Raw genomic sequence first — 20,425 nt, forward strand, 5'->3', positions numbered from 1 at the left:
GGTTCAGCAAGGAAAAATACAGATGATTAAAGGTATGCATGAACTTGGTGTACCACTTGAAACGATTGCTAAAGCCAGTAAATTAGGCATAGATGAGGTTGAACGTATTTTAGAGAAAAAATAATCAACATCAAAAAAAGAACCTATTAATTGGGTTCTTTTTTTGAGCTATTTGTCAACTAAGGGTAGCACCAAATAATTTTTTATAAGTAGTAATATAAACTTATATTATGACACTTAACTTTATTTTCTTATTATTGATGAGATCGCTCATTTAAAATTGCATTATATAAAAACTGTGCATACTGTTCCCGTGTAACTTTCATATCCGGAGCAAATTTCCCTTCACCAATACCTGCTGCAATATGGTTCGATTGTACGGCACTAATTGCATCTTTTGCCCATGAATTCGCTGAAACATCGTTGAAATTATGTGGAGCCTTCACATTTAATCTAAAAGCTTTCGTAATAACTTGAGCCATTTCTGCACGTGTTATTGCAGCTTTCGGTCTAAAGTTTCCTTGATTATCGCCTTGGAAAATCCCTAGCTTAGTTAAAGCTAGTATTTCCTCAGAAAACATTGTTGAATTTTTATCGATATCTCCGTATGGATTTTCATATTTATCTTGTTTTTCTATATGCAAAGTACGGTAAATTAATGCAGCCACTTGTTCACGTGTTACATTATCACCCATACCAAATATTCCATTCCCATAACCTGCAATAATTCCTTCATTCGCTAAATGATGAATCGTATTAAATGCCCAATGTCCTTGTGGGACATCCTTAAATATATTTCTATTTACTCCCGCATCAATTGTTAAATCATCATGTAAAAGAGTAATGGTATCTGTTACCCCAGCCTCACTTACATTAGATTCAACTGTTACATCTTGCCCACTTTGTTTTGGCATGAATATATACCCGGTAAGCTTCTCTACCTGTACACGATATGTGTTTTCTATTAATCCATCAAACAAATAGTGGCCTTCTTTATCTGTTTTTACTTCTTTTAATCCATTCCCATCTTTATTTAACAGTTGAACACGAACGCCTTCCATTCCTTTTTCACTTTGATCTTGAATACCATTTTGGTTACTATCTTCCCATACTCGGCCACCTAATTTGAGCACATTCGCTTTAACAGGCTTAGAATCAGTTGCTTCCCAAATAGGAGCGATTAATATTGGATAGTTCAAAGCTTCTATTTTTTGCCGCGTTTCTTGCGATGCTTTCAGACCCCATTGATCAAAAAATGGTAGTAAATTTTGTTTCGCTACTTTCGATGTATTATAAATAAATGCTTGCCTTTTCTCTTCATCCGCTTTTGGAAGTTGATTTTCTGGTAACTCTCGATATAGTTTGTGAAGGGTCGGATAAAAATCTTCACCGTATGCTAGATTAAGTTGCCAAAGCATAACAAGTTTCACAAACAAGTCATTAATATTTTTATAATCTTTATCTGTTTGTTTTAAGTATGCAAAGGCTTTATCGTAATCACCTGACTTTTCTAAACGCGTCGGTTGATTCGGGAATAATTGCTTTTGTGCAGCTAAAGAGAATATATTAGTCGTTACGTCAACCATACCGTGAAGGTCCGTCCACGTCAAAGGATGTATTTCTCTTGTGTGTCCCGCTTCGTGCATTTGTCCCCATCCAAATTTATTTACATTTAAAGCACTTTCGATTGCGTTACCAGCAGTAGTAAATACGGCTCCATCCCAACCTGCATACATGCCCCAATCTGGTTTGTTAGGATTTTCTACAAAAGCCCAAATGCGACGAGTCGGACGATGTAAAGGATTAGGGTCTTTTTCAGATAACCCTGATATCTTATCTTGTGCTCGAATCATTTCATCATATTTTTTTAATAGAGGAACAGGATCTTGATCCACAATATATTTCTTGGCACTATCCTGCGTAACAGTAAGTACTGCTTTTTCTGATTTCAATTGTACCGCATGTGCATCTGGATACTTATTCATCATCGCAATCCAGTCTGCTTTCGTATGTTTCCCTAGTTCAAAGAATGGAACAGGGCTTCCGCCTTGTGTTACTTTCACCTTAACTGTTCCTGTATCTTGAGGATTATCAAATCCTATTAAACCACCGTTTGGAGAGGAGATGGTATTAGAACCAGGAGAAAGATCAATTTCTTTTCCCCATTCTTTATCATATTGGTGCGTCCCAATAATCGCTCTAATCTTTTGTGTTCCCGATACTTCAATTGTAACTTGTTCATTCGGTTTTACATAGATTCCAGTTGGTATATAGTTTTTTTGCTCACTTCTTCTTTCTCTTTTTGCTTCACTTCTAAAACTTCCTACACCCGGAAGTTCAAAATCCCTCTGCTCATATTGGTTTGTAGTCTGTGCAGCAATCGTTTCAGCATGAATAATCAAGCTATTTGTCATGATAGGTGAAAATAATGTAGTTGCCAAAATAGCAGATGTCGCAAGTACTTTCATCGGTTTTTGAAACATATAATGATTCCTTTTCTGCATATAAATAATCCTTTCCTTTTCAATTAGTTCCATTAAAGTCCTTTCGCTGAATGAATGTAATTAATTTCGATTTCCTGTCGGTTTCATTTTTTGAAAATTAAGAAATAAGTGCTCGTAAATCTTCCTATAGTTTGATAAATATAAAACATAACCGAAGAAAGAAATCTCCATCCTTATTCATACTAAATAATTACGAAAGGTAGGATATGGGAATGGAACGAACCCATTTCCTTTTTTTCTTACTACTACGAACTTAACATCGAACAGATCGTACAGCAATCAAAATTAGACAATTTAAGCTGTTTTTCGACATTTTTTTGCCACCTTACGCAAAAATATTGAAGGTACCTGAAGTTGTTAGATCTCTATAAAAAAACAGACAACCTTACCAACAAATACAAGGTTGTCTGTTTTTAATAGTATTCAGGTGCAATCCGGTCCTATTTGTGGTTGTCCAATTTGTGGTTGTCCTATTTGTACAATCTCTCCATTTTGTAGAATCTTAGCACCTTCATATAATTTATCTGCATAATTTTTAAGGTCTTGCCAGCTATCCTTCGCTATCTTCAAATCTGTTTTTAATAAAGCAAGGCGGTCTGGATTAATTTTGTCAACATTTTTTAGTAAAGAATCATATTTTGCTCCGATTGTATGCCACTGATTCGATATATTTTGAAGAGCAGTAATAGCTGTATCAATTGTTGCAGTCATATGTTCCGTTTTATTTTTGGCATCTGTCAAAATAACTAATTCTGCCTCTGCTCCAGAAATTCTGGACTTCAATTGTTCTATTTCTTGTTGTGCAGATGCGATATTCTTGTCAGCTTCGACAATCAATGGTATACCAACTGGAGGCATAAATACAGATAAAGCTATATAGCCACCACGCTTATCATAATTTTGTTTAATTGTATTATTAAAATTATCAATTTGTTGTTGTAAAAGTGGAATACCGGCGTTTGTACTTTCTAAAATAGACTTCAATTGATTGGAATCTGCTTTAAAACTTCTTGTATCTTCAGACATTTCATTTCGGAATGTTATCAACTTTTCTAGTAGTCCATCCACTTCTTGACTATTGTCCAAAATACTACGATATAACCTCACCAGTCTAAATTTAAATGTCACTATATCTTTTTGACCCAAAGCAGCTAGTAATTGATCATAACTCGCTTGAAAGGTATCATTATAATTTACACTATTCTGAATCGTTTTCATAATATCAGGCTTTAGATTATCTAACCAATATGTTGCATTCGTTTGCGCATCCTTTTGATGCTTAATCATGTTTGCTTTGAAATCACCATTTATAGAACTTATTTTACTTAAATCTGTCTGTTGTTGATTACGGATTGTTTGAGCATATGAATCCATTGTAAGGATATTTGCCCCCATTTTCTCCATTACTTCTTTATATTTATCAGGACCCAAATCATAGCTCTTACTATCTTCTTGCTGTTGGGACACACTATTTTGTACAGCTTGTTCTGCTGCAAAAGTATGAAGTGGGATTACATTACTCGCTGCCATTCCAGTAATGATCGTTGATAAAATAACTTTCTTATACAATTTTTTATTCACCTTTTTCACCTATTCTCTCAAATATATTACGTATTTTATTAAATTCATAAGCTTCTATTCTTTACTTCAAATGAATTACGATCATTGCAAATAAAATAACGTATTAAAATAGAGGTTTTCATACTTTCTTATTTTATAATCTTTATCAAGTTTCATAACTATATAGGAAATCTCCTGCTCAAACTTGAACAGGAGACTCATATTATGTGTTCTTCAAAAGGGAAAGTCAGTATATTATATTTTTCATTGCTTCGGAAATTTCTTGAAGTAATACTATTTTTTCTCTTCTACGAATTTAATCTCATTATTTTGAATGTTTTCAGCATACTTGTTAACCTGATCCCAGCTACGTTTAGCTATATTCAGATCTGCTTTTAATAAAGTAAGCTTGTCTGGGTTAATTCTGTCAACATTGTCATTCAATGATTTATATTTTGCCCCCATTGTCTGCCACTGATTCTTTACATTTTCAAGAGCAGTAATAGCTGCATCAATTGTTGCTGTTAAATTATTAGTATTATTTTTCAAGAGCGTTAACTTACCTACCTGTTGTTGCGCAGTTGAAATGTTTTTTGATAGGTTTATAATCTCATCTTGTGCTGTCTTTATCTGCTGCTGCGATGTAGTAACTCCGTATATCCCGCCGCCTAATGCACCTGCACCAATAGGCGCAAAGATAATTGTAGCAGTTAAGTATGCACCGAGAGCAGTTGCAACCGACGATGCAATATAAACTTTATTATTCTCATCAATTAATGTTTGATTTGCTTCGATTTGTTTCTGCATCAATGGAATTCCAGCATCTTGACCAGATAAAATATCTGTGATTTTGTTAGTATCAGTTTTTAAATTTTGTGTATCCAGTTCTAATTTGCCGCGAAAGACTTTCAAATCTTGCACTAACCTGTCCACTGCACCTTTATTCTCTGAAATACTTTCATCTAAACTTGTAAGCACAGCTTTTAGCGTTTCTTTGTCATTATTATTTGCAGCTTCTACCAAAACATCATAATAATTTTGAAATTGTGTATTATAATTGATAATATTTTGATTCGTCTGGATTATTTGCGGTTTCAAACCATCTAACCATTGTTTTGCATTTGTTTTAGAAGCATCGTGGTTGTCCTTAATGCTTTTTTGTAAATCATTGTTAATTACAGTTAAACCATCAAAATTAACATTTGCTTGTTTAACAATAGTTAAAGCATACAGGTCCATTACCAACATATTGGATCCAGTTTTCTCTAGCGCATCTTTAAGCCCTTCTGGTCCAAGTGAATACTCAGGGTAGTTATTTTCTGCATCTGCATAAATAGGTGCTGGTTTTGTTGTATTTTCTGCTGCCGAGGCATATGATGGCGTAATGCTACCCGCTGCGATTGTTGCAATTAATGTAGATAAAGCCATTACTTTATAAGGTTTTTTCATAATATTCATATCTCCTTATATTATATTATATTATTAAGATTTTTTCTTCATTCTACTATTTTGCCTCTGTTACTTTTATGTTTGTAACACTATTTTCATATCCCGTTGTTTGTTTATTCAATTCATCCGTAAACGTTTTGAGTTCTTTTAATTGTGCTTGTAATGCATTAGAATCTATTTTCGCATCAGTACTAAGACTTCTCTTCATTTGAATCATTGTGTCATTAAAGATGTCCCAACTACTTACTAGCTTGTCAAAACTCTCAATTTGCTTTTTAACTACTCTTGTAAAGTTATTTAACTGTAGATCAATAAGTGTCATTTGAGTTGCTTGCACTTCAATTTTTGATAATTTTTGTAGCAATAGAATTTTTTGTTGTTGCTTCTGACGAGCATCATTATTCAGTTTTGTTACTTCATCATTTTGGACTTGTCCAACTTGGTTATAAATCACTTCCAAGTTAGACGTGTCTAAAGTATGATCCTTACCTGCGTCTATCCAAATATCAATAACCGACTTTCCAATATTTATAGAACCTTTTACATTTTCTTTTGGTAGAGCTAGAAGTTTTGTATAATCATCTTGAATGTTTTCCTCAAGTTGTCTAATTTCCGTTCTTGATTTTTCAATTTCTCCGCCTGAACTCTTATAACCTTCAATCGCTCTGCTAACTTTACTAGAAAAACTCTTACTATCTTCAACCAATTCATTTTTATAATTGTTTAAGTCTACTGAATCTCCTTTCATATCATACTGAATTGCTTGCATTTGATCTTGAAGTGCATTAAAAGTACTTACAAAGTCTTCTTTTGCTTGCGAATCGTCATTCATTTTTTCAGCTAGTTCAACCAATATATCATAATAATTTGTAAATCTTGTCCCAAAATCCTGCATGTCTTGATTTACATTGAATAGTTTTGGATTATATGTATCCAGCCAGTCTTGAACATGGTTTCTTGCAGTACCTTGATCAGTTGTTATTCCAGGTATAGCAGTTACTTCAAGGTTCGGTTGCTTTAATATGATTAGCCCATATCCTTGAATTAATGGCGTCTGTGATCCTAATGTCTTAATCGAATCTGATAATCTATTCATAGCAAGTTGATTTTGACTATTTGTTAATTGTGAATAAGTTGTTTTACTTTCTGCAAAAGTATTTACAGGTGAGAAGCAACTTGTAGATACTGCAGTAATTAATAACCCTGCGACTAACGTTTTTTTCATGGTAATTCCTCCTATTAATTGGTGTTTGTTGATAAAATAGTTGGACTAAATTTTAAAGGTTTCATTTTTATTTATATGAAATCTAGCCTTGCAACTATTTATGCTTTGATTAGCTTTCAAATGAATAGTATGATATTCATTTGAAAGCTGGAGCTGCTTCACTTGCAGGAAGCCCAGATAGATTGAGTCGTTGCTCCTATCATTAATCCTGCCATGACTTTTTTGATAGCGATTTCATAAGATCCCTACAAGATTACAAAAAATGAAATTATACTTGTACATTGCTTATACTTTTACCTCGGAATAAAATAAGATCATTTTTGCTATGTAGAGACTTAGAATGCAATTTTTTATAAATGTGATACTTTTGAGGTTCTAGATTGTTTCTAAACTAAATTAACTAAGTATTCAGAGAATTAATTCAACATAATGTTACTTGCAACTTCACTGCACTTTTATTCGTATAATCTTCTCCTTTCTTAGTGGTCGTACCAATTACACCTTTATTAAAACATTAAATTTTTAATGCGTAAATAGTAGAATTTTGTCGAATAAATTCAAAAATTCTACTATTAATCATTAGTTCAACTGGCAATATTATCCTGATAAAATTACTATTTAATCCTATTAAAATTAAATCTTATTAAATTAATTATAATTACTATAAGTTAATATATATATTAAAAAGATAGTTAATTTAACTCATAGGAAAAGTTGCAATACGATTAAATTATATTAAAATAAGTTAATCACACCCTGCATACTCATTACCTTTATTTGTATATGTATAATTGCATGATTGTATAAGGACTTAAATAAGATGTGTTCTTATAAATAACTAGCTGTAGAAAAAGAAAAATTTTTATTTAGGGTCTACTTAAAATCCTTAAGTTGATGGGCATGTGGCGGTACCCCATTGCCATCAAGCTAAGCTCATACAGCGTCAATTATAGGAGAGGTTGTTTCTTTTTTCTAAAGGCTACCTTTAGAAAATTTAAAGGTTTGCATACGGAATAAACCCTAACGGATTTCATTTTTTTGAATTAAGCCACTTGATTATCCGACATGGTACAATTGTAAACGACACCTAATATATCAAAGACTGTTTTCTTCTCCTACCTATGAGATTTTCGCCCGTTTTGCTGTAGGAGGTTGAACAAGCGAAGTAGAATCTTTGATAGCTCTTGGGTGTCTTTCTGTATAACTTGGAAAAGAAGAAGAAAATAATCTTTAATCATATATATGGCCTTATATTCACTCAGTTCTCGTTTCTTCTTCAGAAGAAGTAATTGCCGCATTTGAAACATGGTAGAAGAACAGAGTAGGATGGCAATCAGTCGTCCATACAAATGGCATTCCAATCGTTCTCGTTTTATCTTTTTACAATGATGAATATGAAAGAATGATTTCCATGTTTTAAATAAAATCTCGATTTGCCAACGTAAAGAATACCAATCATGTACTTGTCCCATCGGGACAATATCTGTAGGGGTGTTTGTCATATATACATTGATACCACTGAGTCGTTTACTACGAGCAGAATACTTCATTCCTTTCTTTTTCTCTCGAACAGCTTGATCTTGTAGACGCTTTTTTTGTTGTTCTTCTGTAAGTCGATGAACAATCACACGAGTTGGCACTTTATCAGTCATTCCTACATAAGCGGTGGATATTTCACATGTTTGTCCTGGTTGAAGAGAGTTCATTAAGATCTCCATATCTATCTGTATATACTCTGTACCTTTCTTGATTCTTCCATCTTGAAAATAATCGGGATTGGGATTTTTTTGATAAATACGTGTATTCGACTTGATACGAGAGATATATTAAGCCTTTTTATCCTGTATATGTTGAAGATCTTTCAAATGAAAATAACCTAAATCTCGGATACATAAATCATTCGCCGTTACAGTTGGGGCACACAGAGAACCGTAGGTTCGATCATGTTGTTTACCTGGACCTGTATGAATATGTAGGAACTGTCCACTTAATAGATCATACTCAAGTTGGACCTTTATCCCCACCGTATGGCTGCATCCCCCTGCCCCCGGATAAATGAATGCAAATGGATCTGGAAGTTGAAATACAGTTGAATCTAAAATACGAATACGCTTGAAAACAGAAGTATACGGAGAAGAAATCGGCATAGACGAGACCAATTTTTGGTTTAGTAGTTCAGCTAATATGTGTTGTAAAAATTGGACGGCCGCTTTATTAAATCGTTGATTCAGTCCCTAAGGACTGATGAGCACTTCTGTTGATGCTTCCAAACAGCTAGATAACTGAGTTAAAGAAGTCGTAGCGACATTTTGGCTACCCATACACATAAAGCGACTAAATCCTTTGCTTGATACTTACTGGTTCGTTGTACAAAACCAACATCTCTAGCAAGATCTCGTAAGATATTTGGAGATAAAAAGCTTTGAATCTCTTGAGCAAATGGTTGTAATTCATCGGATACAGAAATAGACATACAAAAACGCCATCCTTTCCTATGATTCTACAGAAAGAATAGCGTATTTTTTCATTTTAAGGGGGATTTTGTTTTATTAGCTTGATAGCGATGTGGCGGTACCCCTATTAATGAATTGTCGTTTGGTTTACAGGTTTCTTGACCTTTTTGTTTATAGTGTTTTGAATGTATACTTTTGTTATTGATTTTGCTAAAAATAGATAAATTCGGATATGAGTAATGAAATCACTATTTTGAATGTACACTAATGGCTAAAAGTTTACATTGGAGTTTTGAATCATTTATAACTAATTTTGTAATAAATTTCTCAATATAGATATACTTGTTAATTATGGTTCTAATATTCAAAATTAACGAAAAATAATTTATAATAAAAATATGATGGTTATCCTTTTGTTTACTCCTTGTGCTAAAGATAAGATCGTGTTCCCGGATCTTATCTTTTTATTTTTGGATTTTAGATAAAAAAAGGAATCCTTAATGGGGTACAGCCGAGATACGTGTAAAAACAGGTCATAGACTTACTTTTATTTCCAATCCGATTCAAAATCGGATTTTTAATTTTTTATAAAGTTCCTTCATTCGTCTAAGCTTCCATTTTCGCTTGTCACGTAAACAAACGTTTAGGTGACAAATGAGAACCAGGATAAAATAATCATATTAGGGTATTTTTGCCCACCCTCCGAAAAAGGGAAATAAGCAAAGAAAGAGAATGGACAGATTTTTCAATTGAATATATCGGAAAAGATCCTGCACCATCAATACTTGGGTATAACATAGAGAGTTCATGGTTTGAATTTGGAAGCAAACAAGAAAGATTCAACCATCATGGTAAAAATATTATTTCTGGTAATAGTGAGTGTACCGGCTCCCCATTAAACAATAAAAGTTGTGAGGTAATTATTGAAGAAGATGAACAGATGGAAGCAAAGATAGAGTGGAACGGCAATTCAGAAGTTATTATTTTGAACAGAAATTAAAACAGAAAGATAGGGGTGGCACTTAATAGCAAGAAGAATTGTATTCTTCAACTAACGGGGGCTTTAGTTAAAAATGACGGGATTACTTTGGCACCTTTTTTCTACTTTAACTAACGGAGCAATTTAGTGAAAGAAGACTTATTGAAATGATCAAACTTTTTTATAAAAATCTCATACTTAGATAAAAAGAGAAACTCCATTTTGATCAATCTTTATTCCAAATCTACAGAAATCACTTATTGAAAGTGGTACACTTATAAAGCATATAGCGGAAAAGTGGGGCGTGTCTCGCACTACGATTTATCACCCAAAGTGACAGCTACACTACTATAGGTGTTGGGCACATGTAAGCATAAATCAGTGACCATAGATGTATTCCTTCAAGGATGGAAATTAATTTTTGATAATAATTGCTTAACATAGATTTAACACACACCTATTTATAATAATGAAAATGAGGTGATTAAGATATGAGAATTCTTATTGTTGAAGATGAGTTGGATTTACAGGAAGCTATCGCTGAGGGACTTAGAATAGAAGGGTATGCGGTTGATACCTGTAGTAATGGTGAAGACGCTTACGAACTGGCGTATGTTGGAAATTATGACTTAATTATACTTGACTTAAATCTTCCGAAAATGGACGGATTAAAGGTTTTAGAAAAGTTAAGAGAAGAAAATAAAGAATTAAAAGTCTTAATCCTTAGTGCAAGAAGTAGCGTAAATGACAAAGTTAAAGGCTTAGATATCGGTGCGAATGATTATTTAACTAAACCATTTGAATTTGCGGAATTGGAAGCAAGAATAAGGAATTTATTAAGACGGAAATTTGTGCAGGAAAATAACCTTTTGACTTGCGGTAATATATATATTAATCTATCAAAACGCACCGCATTTGTGGGTGAAAAAGAACTGATACTCACAATAAAAGAATTCGGATTGCTTGAATACTTTCTGCTTAATCAAGAAAAAGTAGTCAGTCAAGAAGAATTGATTGAACATGTATGGGACCAAAATGCTGATAGTTTTAGTGGAGTTATTCGAGTTCACATAGCTACATTACGAAAAAAGCTTAAAGCTTTTTTAGATTATAATCCAATATGTACAAAGATTGGTGAGGGTTATTTTATTACTAAAAATGATGGTGACGCTTGATGTTTAAAAAAATGCCAATTCGGCTGCGACTTACTGCAATGATGGTAATTTTATTAACGATTTGTTGTGTAGGGCTAACATTAATTATAAATTTTTCTGCTGGTATAATGGCAACAAAAATTGATGCAGCCTCTGTATTATTACCTGCACAAGAGGTTGGTGAAGATAGCAATGTTATTGACAATTTCCAAATGCCAAATGTTATTAACAATTTCCAAACGCCATCTGGAGATGTACAAAAAGCAAGAACGGACTTTCAATTTGAAAGTGTTTTTTATATGCTTTTAATCATTGTATGTGGTGGCGTATTGACATACTATGTATCGGGCAGAGTGTTAAAACCACTTGATACACTAAATAGTCAAATTAAGAATATGACTGTGCATAATCTATCGGAAACGATGGACATTCCACCAATCAATGATGAAATAGCTGAGCTAACGCAGTCTTTTAATGAAATGACGGATAAGCTAAACAATGCTTTTATGATGCAAAGCCGCTTTTCCGCAAATGCAGCGCACGAACTCCGAACGCCACTTGCGGTTTTAAAAACAAAGGTTGATGTATTTAAAAAGAAAAACGCACACTCTACAGAAGAATATGATGCACTCATTAACGTTTTTGAAAAGCAAACACAGCGATTATCCGAGCTTGTATTTACCCTTTTAGATATGACAAATATGAATGATAGATTTGAGAATCGAACCATCTGCTTGAAGGATGTTTTTGAAGATATTGTTTCCGAACTTTCTCATATTGCTGTTGAAAAAGAGGTTAAACTATATTTGGATTGCGATGATAGTGTTGTTTACGGAAATATAGATTTACTTTATCGAGCGTTTTATAACATTGTTGAAAATGGTATTAAATACAATATTGACGGCGGGAAGGTAATGATTAATGTTAAATCGGATAAAAAGCAGATAATGGTTGAAATTAAAGACACGGGAATTGGTATCCCCGATGAGGAAAAAAAGAATATATTTGAATCGTTTTACCGAGTGGATAAATCACGCTCTCGTGAATTGGGTGGCTCAGGATTGGGACTTTCCATTGTGCAAAGTATCATAACCAAGCACAACGGAAACATCGTTGTTACTGACAACGAAAACTGCGGTACTTGTTTCGCAATTACACTTGGTAAAATAAAAAAATGAAAAAGACTTTGAATGGCAGTTGAAACTGTTTATTTAAAGTCTTTTTTTTACAAATTTTCAAGAAGTATTTCTCTTAACAAGGATTTAACATAGATTGTTATATACTGGTAACATCAAATAGAAAGGATGTAAGCAACTAGATTCAATTGTAATATTATGGCATCTACCTATCGTATGGTAGAGGCCAAAACATTCTAGGAGGAATTTAATATGAAGAAAACATTAACAATTGCGACACTTATGCTAGGGTTATCTGTTGTTGCAGGATCTGCATATGCTGCGAGCAACAACGACATGTCGGAAACTACTAATTCCAATGAAACTGTCAACTTAGAAGAAATGGCTAAAGAAAAAGGGGTCACGTTAAATGAACTGATTGCTCAGCTTGAAAAAGAAGGAAATCTGACAAAAGCTGCAAAAGTAACAGAGGCCCAGCAAGTAGAAACAAGCAATAAATAATATATAGAGAGTAACTGGAGCTGTCACAAAAGTAAACTTCTGCTAAGGGGAGCTTTTGAAACAGCTCTGTTGTTCGTGAGAAGAGAAAAAAATATAGAGATCAAGAGTACAAACTAACCGTTAGCGGTATTTATAATGCGGGGTATGATGATTTCTTTGTCAGCTCTGATGTTGAACAGGAGTTTTATACAGCCATTAAAGATGAGCAAGTTTATTCCATCAGCTTTGATGTGTAAGATTTTGAAGATATTGTTTCAGTGAGTCAAAAGCTTAGTGAAAAAGAAATTGACAGTAAAAACACAGCTAGTGAAGTGGGAGCTTTGCAAAGTACATTCAAAAGTCTTAGTCGCTTATTCCTTACCGTTTCAACCTTGATTTTGGCAATCGGTTTGTTCATCAGTGCAGTAATACTTGCTAAACTACAAAATTCAAGATATAAGGAATTGGGGCTGTTATCTGCTTTAGGCTTTAAGAAAAGCACAATACAAAGGATTATTATCAGCGGAAATGTTCTTTTATCCGCTATGGCGGCAATTTTCAATGCTGTGCATATCTTATTGAAATGGCGTTTAACTTAGCAATTAGTGTTTCACCCTTGCGAATTTTTGTTTCAATTTTATCAACAGGATTTGTAGTTGTTATAATTAGTATTTTCGCAAGCCATAAACTTCTAAACACCGAGCCTGCCGTTGCATTAAGAAAATAAAGTTATAGCGTTATACGAATACTTATCTGCCAGATAAAAATGTCGATTTAAAACAAAGTTATCCTGTTTATAAAAAATTCATACCGTTTTTAAAAAAGATGTACCGAAATTTGCTTCACTCTGTTATTGCACTAACGGGGGCTTTAGTGCAATAAGGAGGATCAAAACAATCAATCTTTTTTATAAAAAGCAGTTCTTGAAATTAAAGGAAAGCCAACGTTTTGATCAAACTTTATTCAAAACGTTGACTTTTTATATACAGTGAAATCAAGAGTTTAGAGTGATTTTCAATCAAACTTTATTATAAATCAACATTAATCGGTATTTTTTGGTTCATATTTAATTCAAATACTCTATATGAATTGACATGATGATAAAAAAGAGGGGTTAAACCTCAAAAATCTTCTGCTGTCATTTTCTTTAGTCAATAGTATCATATAGGATTTCTTGTACCAGGGGTAACGTCAGGGAAATGCGGAGTTACAACGTTAAGAAAACTACGGCATAGAAAAATCGATTCCTTTACGTTTAGGAACCGATTTTTAATTTGGCTTATTAAGCTAACGCCACCGTTAGTTTTATTAAAGGACATTTATATAGAAAGCAGATGAATATTTTATTTGTATTCTCATATGAACTATCATTAATTTACAAGTACTATTTGCCCTAACTTTGATACCAATATAAAGCGAGGTCATTCATTGTTGAAGCGTGCCCCTGTTGTCTTAGCATGGTTGTTATGTTACCTCGATGATAGGTACCATGATTAGCAACATGAAATAAAATTTCTGCGTATGCAGTCTCTCTGGCACCTGACCAAGGATTATTCAAATTAATTTTTTGTTCTAAATCTTTTTGGCTATTCATCCATTCTTCATACTGTGAAGCTAGTTCTTCGAAAGACTTAATAAATTCATCTACAGAATATACATTAGTCTTTTCTAATAATGACATAGAAGCTTCCAATGCTTCTTGCATACCAATTCCTTTAAGTACTTGTAACCACATAACATCTACTACATAGATATGGCTAAAGGTTTGAGCAATATTTGGATATGAACTATTAACCTCTTTATATAGGACATTGCTAGGTAATTCTTTTATTCTTTCTAGTAACATCTTATTAGCCCAAAGATGGTACTCATACATATTTTTTGCATGGTTCATTTAACATCTACTCCTTTATTTCTGGTTTTTAAAAGTTGATATCTAGATTATAAAAAAAGATATATGACAGCAGCTTGTCATATATCTTCATAAACTTTTATTATTTTTTTTGCCTCATCTATTAAAATTGATCGCAGTTCCATCGGTTTTACAATTTTAGCACCGCTACCAAAGCTTAAAAGAATCGATTTAAGCCATCCAGCCTGTAGAGGTTGATAAACAGAAATTGTAATTGTCATACTTCCGTCATGGTTAATGGTTTTTGAAGAATTTTGGAATTGGTCTAATGCTTCTGCTAAGGAATTAGGACTCACCCAGATTACTACATCCTCAAACCCCACTAGATTACGGTTTGAATAAAATGCTTCATCTTTAATTTCGTGATTTTGTAGAAACTTTTCTTGTGTCAGAGTTACACCCATCATGCGTGATAATCTAAATTCTCTATAATTCTGACGGTCTCTACAATAACCATATATATACCAGTTACGGAACTTATAATGAAGGTGAATGGGTTCTACTTCACGAGATGTAAATTCATTTTTATTGCTTATATAATTAAAGTGGATTACCTTTTTTTCATGTATAGCTTTTCGCAGATTCATTAATGAATTTGGTTCTGTTCTATGGCTTTCCAAGTCAACCAATAAGGACTTATTATTACTGTTTGTATCCAGTAATTTTAGTCTATCTATCGTATGTTCAATTTCTTTATCTTTAAAAATATTCGATAAACTACTTAATACTGTAATTAAATTCAGAATGTCATAAGAACCCATTAAGCTTTTATCAAATTTGTATCCCTTTATTATACCGAATCCCCCGTTAGTCCCTTGGTAAGAAACAACTGGTATTCCAGCAGCACAAATAGCTTCGATGTCTCTATAAATTGTCCGTGGTGATACTTGAAATTCATCGGCCAAACTAGAAGCTGACAAAATTTCATTATTTAAGAGCTTGAATATGATTGATAGCAAACGTTCTAATTTCAATTCTCATTTCCTTCCCTCAATAATTGATTAAGCGACCATTGTCATTCCATTGACCGTACATTTTATTTTCTCTGGTATTTTCAATAAACTTATCCAACCTTTTATTAAAAATATCAGGTTCATTTCTATAACTTTGTATCGTATCAATTCTAATCCTTCTATATAGATCAGGAAAATTAATGAAGTTTTGATATAATTGGTCATCTTCTTTCAGACGAGTTTCAATATCTGCATCTATAGTAAAAGATTCAGGTCGCATATCAGGAAGAACTCTCAGTCCTTCTTCTTTCATCAAACCTAATTGATATAATCTCCTTGCTCTTTCCTTATTTAATTCTGTCCAATTACTTTTTTTCGTTCTTTGGGAAAGTCTTTGAGCAAGTTCAGTATCTGATATTTTCTTCTTTATGCCATCAATCCAACCAAAACATAATGCTTCTTCAACTGCATCTAAATACTGAATGACTTCTGATTGTTCAGTCATACTTACTATCACCCAACAAAATCTTTCTGTTTTTGAATTTTCCTCAAGCCAATCTCTTAATCCCAACCTTGTCTTAACTCTAAGTAAATTTTCAATTTCCATTTTTAAAATTATCCTTTCTAAAATGAATATATGTCCTAAGTATAACTGTTTAATAAATTTGTTAGAAATACATAATGACTAAGGATTCTATTTTTTAGATCGTGTCGGTCCAAATAATATTAGTGGACATCAAATATTGAAGAATCCATAGAGATTGAATAGCTTTATTACATTTTGTCTAATTCGGGGGATAGGCAAAAACACCCTATAACTGTCTTAACTAAATATAGCGTGCTTTATTCTGTAAACGGTTTGCCGAGTTATACCGTTTTCTTTTGCAATATGAGAAATGGCTTCGCCATTCTTTAACATTTCAATTACTCGATTGTATACTAACCTTTTTTGAGGGTCCTTTGCTGTTGGAGAATAGATGGTTGGTCTTCCTTTATAGACACCTTTCTGTTTAGCAATCGAAATTCCTTGTGCTTGTCTCCTTTTCGTCTCTGTTCGTTCCTGTTCCGCAATCATAGCTAAGATTTGAACGATTAAATCTTTAATAAATTTATCTAACAACGAATTTCCAATTGCTTCTGCCATGATAGGTAGGCTAGTAATAATTAACTTCACTTCCTTTTTCTCTAAATAATTAACAGTCTGGATAATTTCATCATAATTACGTCCAAGTCTGTCGATAGCTTCTACCATAAATGTATCTCCACTTCGAACAAATTGTAATGCCTCTTGAAATGCTTCTCTATTGTGAACAGATACACCAGATTTTTGTTCAGTGAATATTTTTTCCGCTCCAAATTCTTTTAATGTTTGTATCTGTCTATTTAAATTTTGTTCTAAAGTTGAAACTCTAGCATAAGCAATTTTCATTTTAAAAATCCACCTCATTTTCTAACCTATTATCATACACCCTAATCATACAGTTTAAACGAAGTGTTTTCAATAACCAGCCAATGGATGATTAGGGTCTACCCATAATAGACAAAGACAAACTCTTTATCGTAAGATGAAAGAGTAGGCAACCGCTTTTGGTGTAATTCTAACTAGGAGGAATGAGATTGACTTCAGTTGAACGTACAGCATATCCCAGATTTAAACAAAACTTAACTAAGAAAGAACTTGCAACAATTTATAGGATTACACATGAAGAAAATATATTTGCACATCGTGTAGCACGTGGAGAAAGTTCAGTTTTTAATTGTTTAGTCATGTTAAAGTCTTTTCAACGATTAGGCTATTTTCCACGTCCTAAGGATATTCCACCAATGGTGATTAAACATATTCGCTCATGTCTTAGTATATCTGATGAAATAGAACTCAAATTTAGTCCAAAAGTGATGTATCGACATCAAAAAGAAATTCGTAAATACTTACACGTATATGCATTTGGAAAAGATGCTTTGCATGTAGCTACAAAGGCTATCTATAATGCTTCTCACGTGATGGATCATCCTCCGGATTTAATTAATGTTGCAATCGAAGAATTAATTAAAGAACGTTATGAATTGCCAGCATTCAGTACTTTAGATAGACTTACTCGTCGTGTTCGTACACTGGTTAACAATCAATTGTGTCATTCAGTTATGAATCGGTTGTCAAAACAAGAAAAACATAAACTTGATGAATTGCTGTATACTTCTCAAGAAACCAAGTATTCTGGTTTTCATTATTTCAAAGAACTTCCTAAAAGTCCTTCAATTTCTCATATGAAAGAACTACAAAATAGGCTAGATTTCGTTACATCTTTTATATCGAACATCGAGGAACTATTGAAAGAGATTCCAAATTCTAAAATTAAACATTTTGCATCAGAAGCACTAGCTTTAGATGCATCGGAAATAAAAGACTTTCATGTGGCCAAAAGGTATATGTTATTATTGTCTGTTATTTATCGTTCACAAATTGTAACAAGAGATAACTTGATAGATATGTTTTTAAAAAGGATTGCTAGGATACATAAAAGGGGTAAAGAAGAATTGGCTCTTTTACGAGAGCAGCAACGTTCTATAAATGAAAACCTTATTTCTATATTAAGTGAAGTTTTACATACGACTCATATGTATAATGATACGAATATGATAGGAAGTAAAATAACGGAGTTATTTGAGGAAAAAGGTGGTATAGACTCCTTGCAACAAAATTGTTTAGCCATTTCTGCATATAACCGGAATAATTATCTTCCTTTATTAGAAAAATTCTATAATAGTCATAGAAAGACCTTATTTCGATTGATTTCATTATTAAAATTGGATTCAACGACTCAGGATGATTCTCTTATAAAAGCTTTAGAGTTTTTATTGATAAATGAAAATAGAAGAGTAGAACAACTCCCTACTAATCTTGATTTATCATTCGCAAACGAGCAATGGAGGCAAACTCTTCGGGCTCGAAAGGATTCCAATTTATTGTATCGTAAACGTCTTGAAATCTGTATGTTTTCCTATTTAGCTTCCGAGCTGAAGACAGGTGACGTAAGTGTACAAGGTTCTGAAAAATACGCTGATTATAGACAACAACTATTACCTTGGGAAGAATGTGAACCACTTGTTCAGGAGTATTGTAAAGAACTTAATTTCCCTTCATCTCCTACTCATTTTGTTCAAGAACTGAAACACAAATTAACTTCTGTCGCCAATTCGGTAGATTTAAATTATCCGAATAATGGCCAGGTAATTATAACAGAAGATGGAGAGCCTATTTTAAAACGATTAGTACGAAGAGATATATCTGTAAGTAGTAAATTGTTAGAAAAAGAAATTATACAACGTTTACCAGAACGAACCGTGTTAGATATACTTTGTAATGTAGAACATTGGACTCATTGGACAAGACATTTTGGTCCTTTATCCGGATCTGAACCTAAATTAGAAGATCCAACGGAACGTTATATTGTTACTACATTTGGATATGGATGTAATTTAGGACCGACGCAAACTGCTAAGCATATGCGTGATACTATTACAGCTCACATGCTTTCTTTTGTTAATCGTAGACATATTCATATTCCAAAATTAAATGCAGCACTTCAGGATGTTTTGAATCAATATAATACATTTAGTCTACCGAAATTATGGGGAACTGGAAAAGTAGCTTCAGCTGATGGAACAAAACATGATATGTATATAGAAAATTTAGTATCAGAATACCACATTCGTTATGGCGGATATGGAGGGCTTGCCTATCACCATGTTGCGGATAATTATATCGCCCTTTTTAGTCACTTCATTCCATGTGGCGTTTGGGAAGCAGTATATATTATTGATGGACTACTAAAAAACAAATCTGACATTCAACCAGATACCCTTCATGCGGATACACAAGGACAATCTACACCTGTATTTGCCTTATCCTATTTATTAGGAATTCATCTTATGCCTAGAATTCGCAATTGGAAAGATTTAAAATTTTTCCGTCCAGATAAACATACAAACTATAAACATATAGATCCTTTATTTAAAGATGTAATTGATTGGGGGTTAATTGAAACACATTGGAAAGACTTATTTCAAGTAGTTGTTTCCATTAAGATGGGGAAAATATTACCTTCAACGCTTCTTAGAAAGTTAAGTAGTAATAGTAAGAAAAACCGATTATATCAAGCGTTTCAAGAGCTTGGAAGAGTAATTCGAACAATCTTCCTACTTCAATATATTTCAGATATGAAATTACGTGAACAAATTACAGCTAGTACCAATAAAGTAGAAGCCTATAATGGATTTTCAAAATGGCTGTTTTTCGGTGGTGATGGCATTATTACGGAAAATGATCCAATCGAACAGGAAAAACGTATTAAATATAACGATTTAATCACCAACTCCATAATTTTTCAAAACGTAGTAGATATCACTATGATTTTATGGCAACTAAAAAAAGAAGGTTATCGTTTTTCACGTCAAGATTTAGAAACACTAAGCCCTTATATGACTAGACATATAAAACGCTTTGGGGATTATGTAATTGATTTACAACAAATCCCTCATCCAATAGAAGAATCAATCCCCGTATAGTTTCAACAGGTCATAGATGGAAAAAAAGTAAGTCTATGACCTGTTTTTACACGT

At 33.1% G+C, this 20,425-nt stretch carries 15 protein-coding genes and 1 pseudogene; 7 read left to right on the forward strand and 9 right to left on the reverse strand.

All coding sequences use genetic code 11. From position 1 onward, the window contains the following. Positions 1-254 precede the first annotated feature (254 nt). From FT637_RS25575 to FT637_RS25595, 5 genes and pseudogenes are all read right to left on the reverse strand, one after another. Positions 255-2,483: a M60 family metallopeptidase gene (locus tag FT637_RS25575; RefSeq protein WP_413773248.1), complete on the reverse strand. Its 2,229-nt coding sequence runs from the start codon at positions 2,481-2,483 to the stop codon at positions 255-257. Between the two features lie 444 nt (positions 2,484-2,927). Continuing rightward, positions 2,928-4,085, reverse strand: coding sequence for an HBL/NHE enterotoxin family protein (locus FT637_RS25580; protein ID WP_193648687.1), 1,158 nt, complete (start codon positions 4,083-4,085; stop codon positions 2,928-2,930). A gap of 273 nt (positions 4,086-4,358) precedes the next feature. Beyond that, a complete protein-coding gene (locus tag FT637_RS25585; protein WP_193648688.1) occupies positions 4,359-5,513 on the reverse strand; it encodes an HBL/NHE enterotoxin family protein in 1,155 nt (384 codons plus the stop codon). Positions 5,514-5,568: 55 nt separating this feature from the next. Then, positions 5,569-6,738 carry an HBL/NHE enterotoxin family protein gene (locus FT637_RS25590; RefSeq protein ID WP_193648689.1) on the reverse strand — a complete coding sequence of 390 codons (1,170 nt, stop codon included), beginning with the start codon at positions 6,736-6,738 and terminating at the stop codon, positions 5,569-5,571. 1,043 nt (positions 6,739-7,781) lie between these two features. Then, a pseudogene (locus FT637_RS25595) lies at positions 7,782-9,211 on the reverse strand (IS4 family transposase). A 671-nt stretch (positions 9,212-9,882) separates the two neighbouring features. Between FT637_RS25595 and FT637_RS25600 the strand changes: the two are divergent. The 6 genes from FT637_RS25600 to FT637_RS30115 all read left to right on the forward strand — a co-directional run bounded on the left by FT637_RS25600 (position 9,883) and on the right by FT637_RS30115 (position 13,539). Then, positions 9,883-10,191 carry a hypothetical protein gene (locus FT637_RS25600; RefSeq protein WP_193648690.1) on the forward strand — a complete coding sequence of 103 codons (309 nt, stop codon included), beginning with the start codon at positions 9,883-9,885 and terminating at the stop codon, positions 10,189-10,191. A gap of 238 nt (positions 10,192-10,429) precedes the next feature. After that, positions 10,430-10,507 (forward strand): helix-turn-helix domain-containing protein, encoded by a 78-nt coding sequence (locus FT637_RS30370; RefSeq protein WP_413773249.1) that lies wholly within the window; start codon positions 10,430-10,432, stop codon positions 10,505-10,507. A gap of 154 nt (positions 10,508-10,661) precedes the next feature. Next, positions 10,662-11,345, forward strand: coding sequence for a response regulator transcription factor (locus FT637_RS25610; protein WP_193648691.1), 684 nt, complete (start codon positions 10,662-10,664; stop codon positions 11,343-11,345). Then, on the forward strand, positions 11,345-12,502 hold the full coding sequence (locus FT637_RS25615; RefSeq protein WP_193648692.1) for a sensor histidine kinase: 1,158 nt from the start codon (positions 11,345-11,347) through the stop codon (positions 12,500-12,502). Before FT637_RS25610 ends, FT637_RS25615 begins: the two co-directional genes overlap by 1 nt. A gap of 210 nt (positions 12,503-12,712) precedes the next feature. Beyond that, positions 12,713-12,961 (forward strand): hypothetical protein, encoded by a 249-nt coding sequence (locus FT637_RS25620; protein ID WP_193648693.1) that lies wholly within the window; start codon positions 12,713-12,715, stop codon positions 12,959-12,961. A gap of 257 nt (positions 12,962-13,218) precedes the next feature. Beyond that, the gene (locus FT637_RS30115; RefSeq protein WP_227493960.1) at positions 13,219-13,539 is read left to right on the forward strand and encodes an FtsX-like permease family protein; all 321 of its coding nucleotides are present in this window, start codon (positions 13,219-13,221) and stop codon (positions 13,537-13,539) included. A 794-nt stretch (positions 13,540-14,333) separates the two neighbouring features. Here the strand turns inward: FT637_RS30115 and FT637_RS25630 are convergent. The 4 genes from FT637_RS25630 to FT637_RS25645 all read right to left on the reverse strand — a co-directional run bounded on the left by FT637_RS25630 (position 14,334) and on the right by FT637_RS25645 (position 17,234). Beyond that, on the reverse strand, positions 14,334-14,834 hold the full coding sequence (locus tag FT637_RS25630) for a DinB family protein (RefSeq protein WP_193648694.1): 501 nt from the start codon (positions 14,832-14,834) through the stop codon (positions 14,334-14,336). A gap of 77 nt (positions 14,835-14,911) precedes the next feature. After that, the gene (locus FT637_RS25635; RefSeq protein WP_193648695.1) at positions 14,912-15,826 is read right to left on the reverse strand and encodes a helix-turn-helix transcriptional regulator; all 915 of its coding nucleotides are present in this window, start codon (positions 15,824-15,826) and stop codon (positions 14,912-14,914) included. Positions 15,827-15,842: 16 nt separating this feature from the next. Then, positions 15,843-16,412, reverse strand: coding sequence for a YdeI/OmpD-associated family protein (locus tag FT637_RS25640; RefSeq protein WP_193648696.1), 570 nt, complete (start codon positions 16,410-16,412; stop codon positions 15,843-15,845). A 216-nt stretch (positions 16,413-16,628) separates the two neighbouring features. Beyond that, a complete protein-coding gene (locus FT637_RS25645) occupies positions 16,629-17,234 on the reverse strand; it encodes a recombinase family protein (protein ID WP_193648697.1) in 606 nt (201 codons plus the stop codon). Between the two features lie 188 nt (positions 17,235-17,422). Between FT637_RS25645 and FT637_RS25650 the strand changes: the two genes are divergently transcribed. Continuing rightward, entirely contained in the window at positions 17,423-20,371 is a 2,949-nt protein-coding gene (locus FT637_RS25650; RefSeq protein WP_193648698.1) for a Tn3 family transposase, read from the forward strand. The last annotated feature ends 54 nt before the right edge of the window (positions 20,372-20,425 follow it).

Source organism: Bacillus cereus, from assembly GCF_015071065.1.
Classification (GTDB): Bacteria; Bacillota; Bacilli; order Bacillales; family Bacillaceae_G; genus Bacillus_A; species Bacillus_A cereus_BA.

Excerpts from the sequence above, each read along its gene's own strand:
- FT637_RS25645 (WP_193648697.1), bottom strand. The coding sequence starts at position 17,234 with ATGAAAATTGCTTATGCTAGAGTTTCAACTTTAGAACAAAATTTAAAT.
- FT637_RS25615 (WP_193648692.1), top strand. The coding sequence starts at position 11,345 with ATGTTTAAAAAAATGCCAATTCGGCTGCGACTTACTGCAATGATGGTA.
- FT637_RS25630 (WP_193648694.1), bottom strand. The coding sequence starts at position 14,834 with ATGAACCATGCAAAAAATATGTATGAGTACCATCTTTGGGCTAATAAG.
- FT637_RS25575 (WP_413773248.1), bottom strand. The coding sequence starts at position 2,483 with ATGTTTCAAAAACCGATGAAAGTACTTGCGACATCTGCTATTTTGGCA.
- FT637_RS25590 (WP_193648689.1), bottom strand. The coding sequence starts at position 6,738 with ATGAAAAAAACGTTAGTCGCAGGGTTATTAATTACTGCAGTATCTACA.
- FT637_RS25620 (WP_193648693.1), top strand. The coding sequence starts at position 12,713 with ATGAAGAAAACATTAACAATTGCGACACTTATGCTAGGGTTATCTGTT.
- FT637_RS25585 (WP_193648688.1), bottom strand. The coding sequence starts at position 5,513 with ATGAAAAAACCTTATAAAGTAATGGCTTTATCTACATTAATTGCAACA.
- FT637_RS25640 (WP_193648696.1), bottom strand. The coding sequence starts at position 16,412 with ATGGAAATTGAAAATTTACTTAGAGTTAAGACAAGGTTGGGATTAAGA.
- FT637_RS25610 (WP_193648691.1), top strand. The coding sequence starts at position 10,662 with ATGAGAATTCTTATTGTTGAAGATGAGTTGGATTTACAGGAAGCTATC.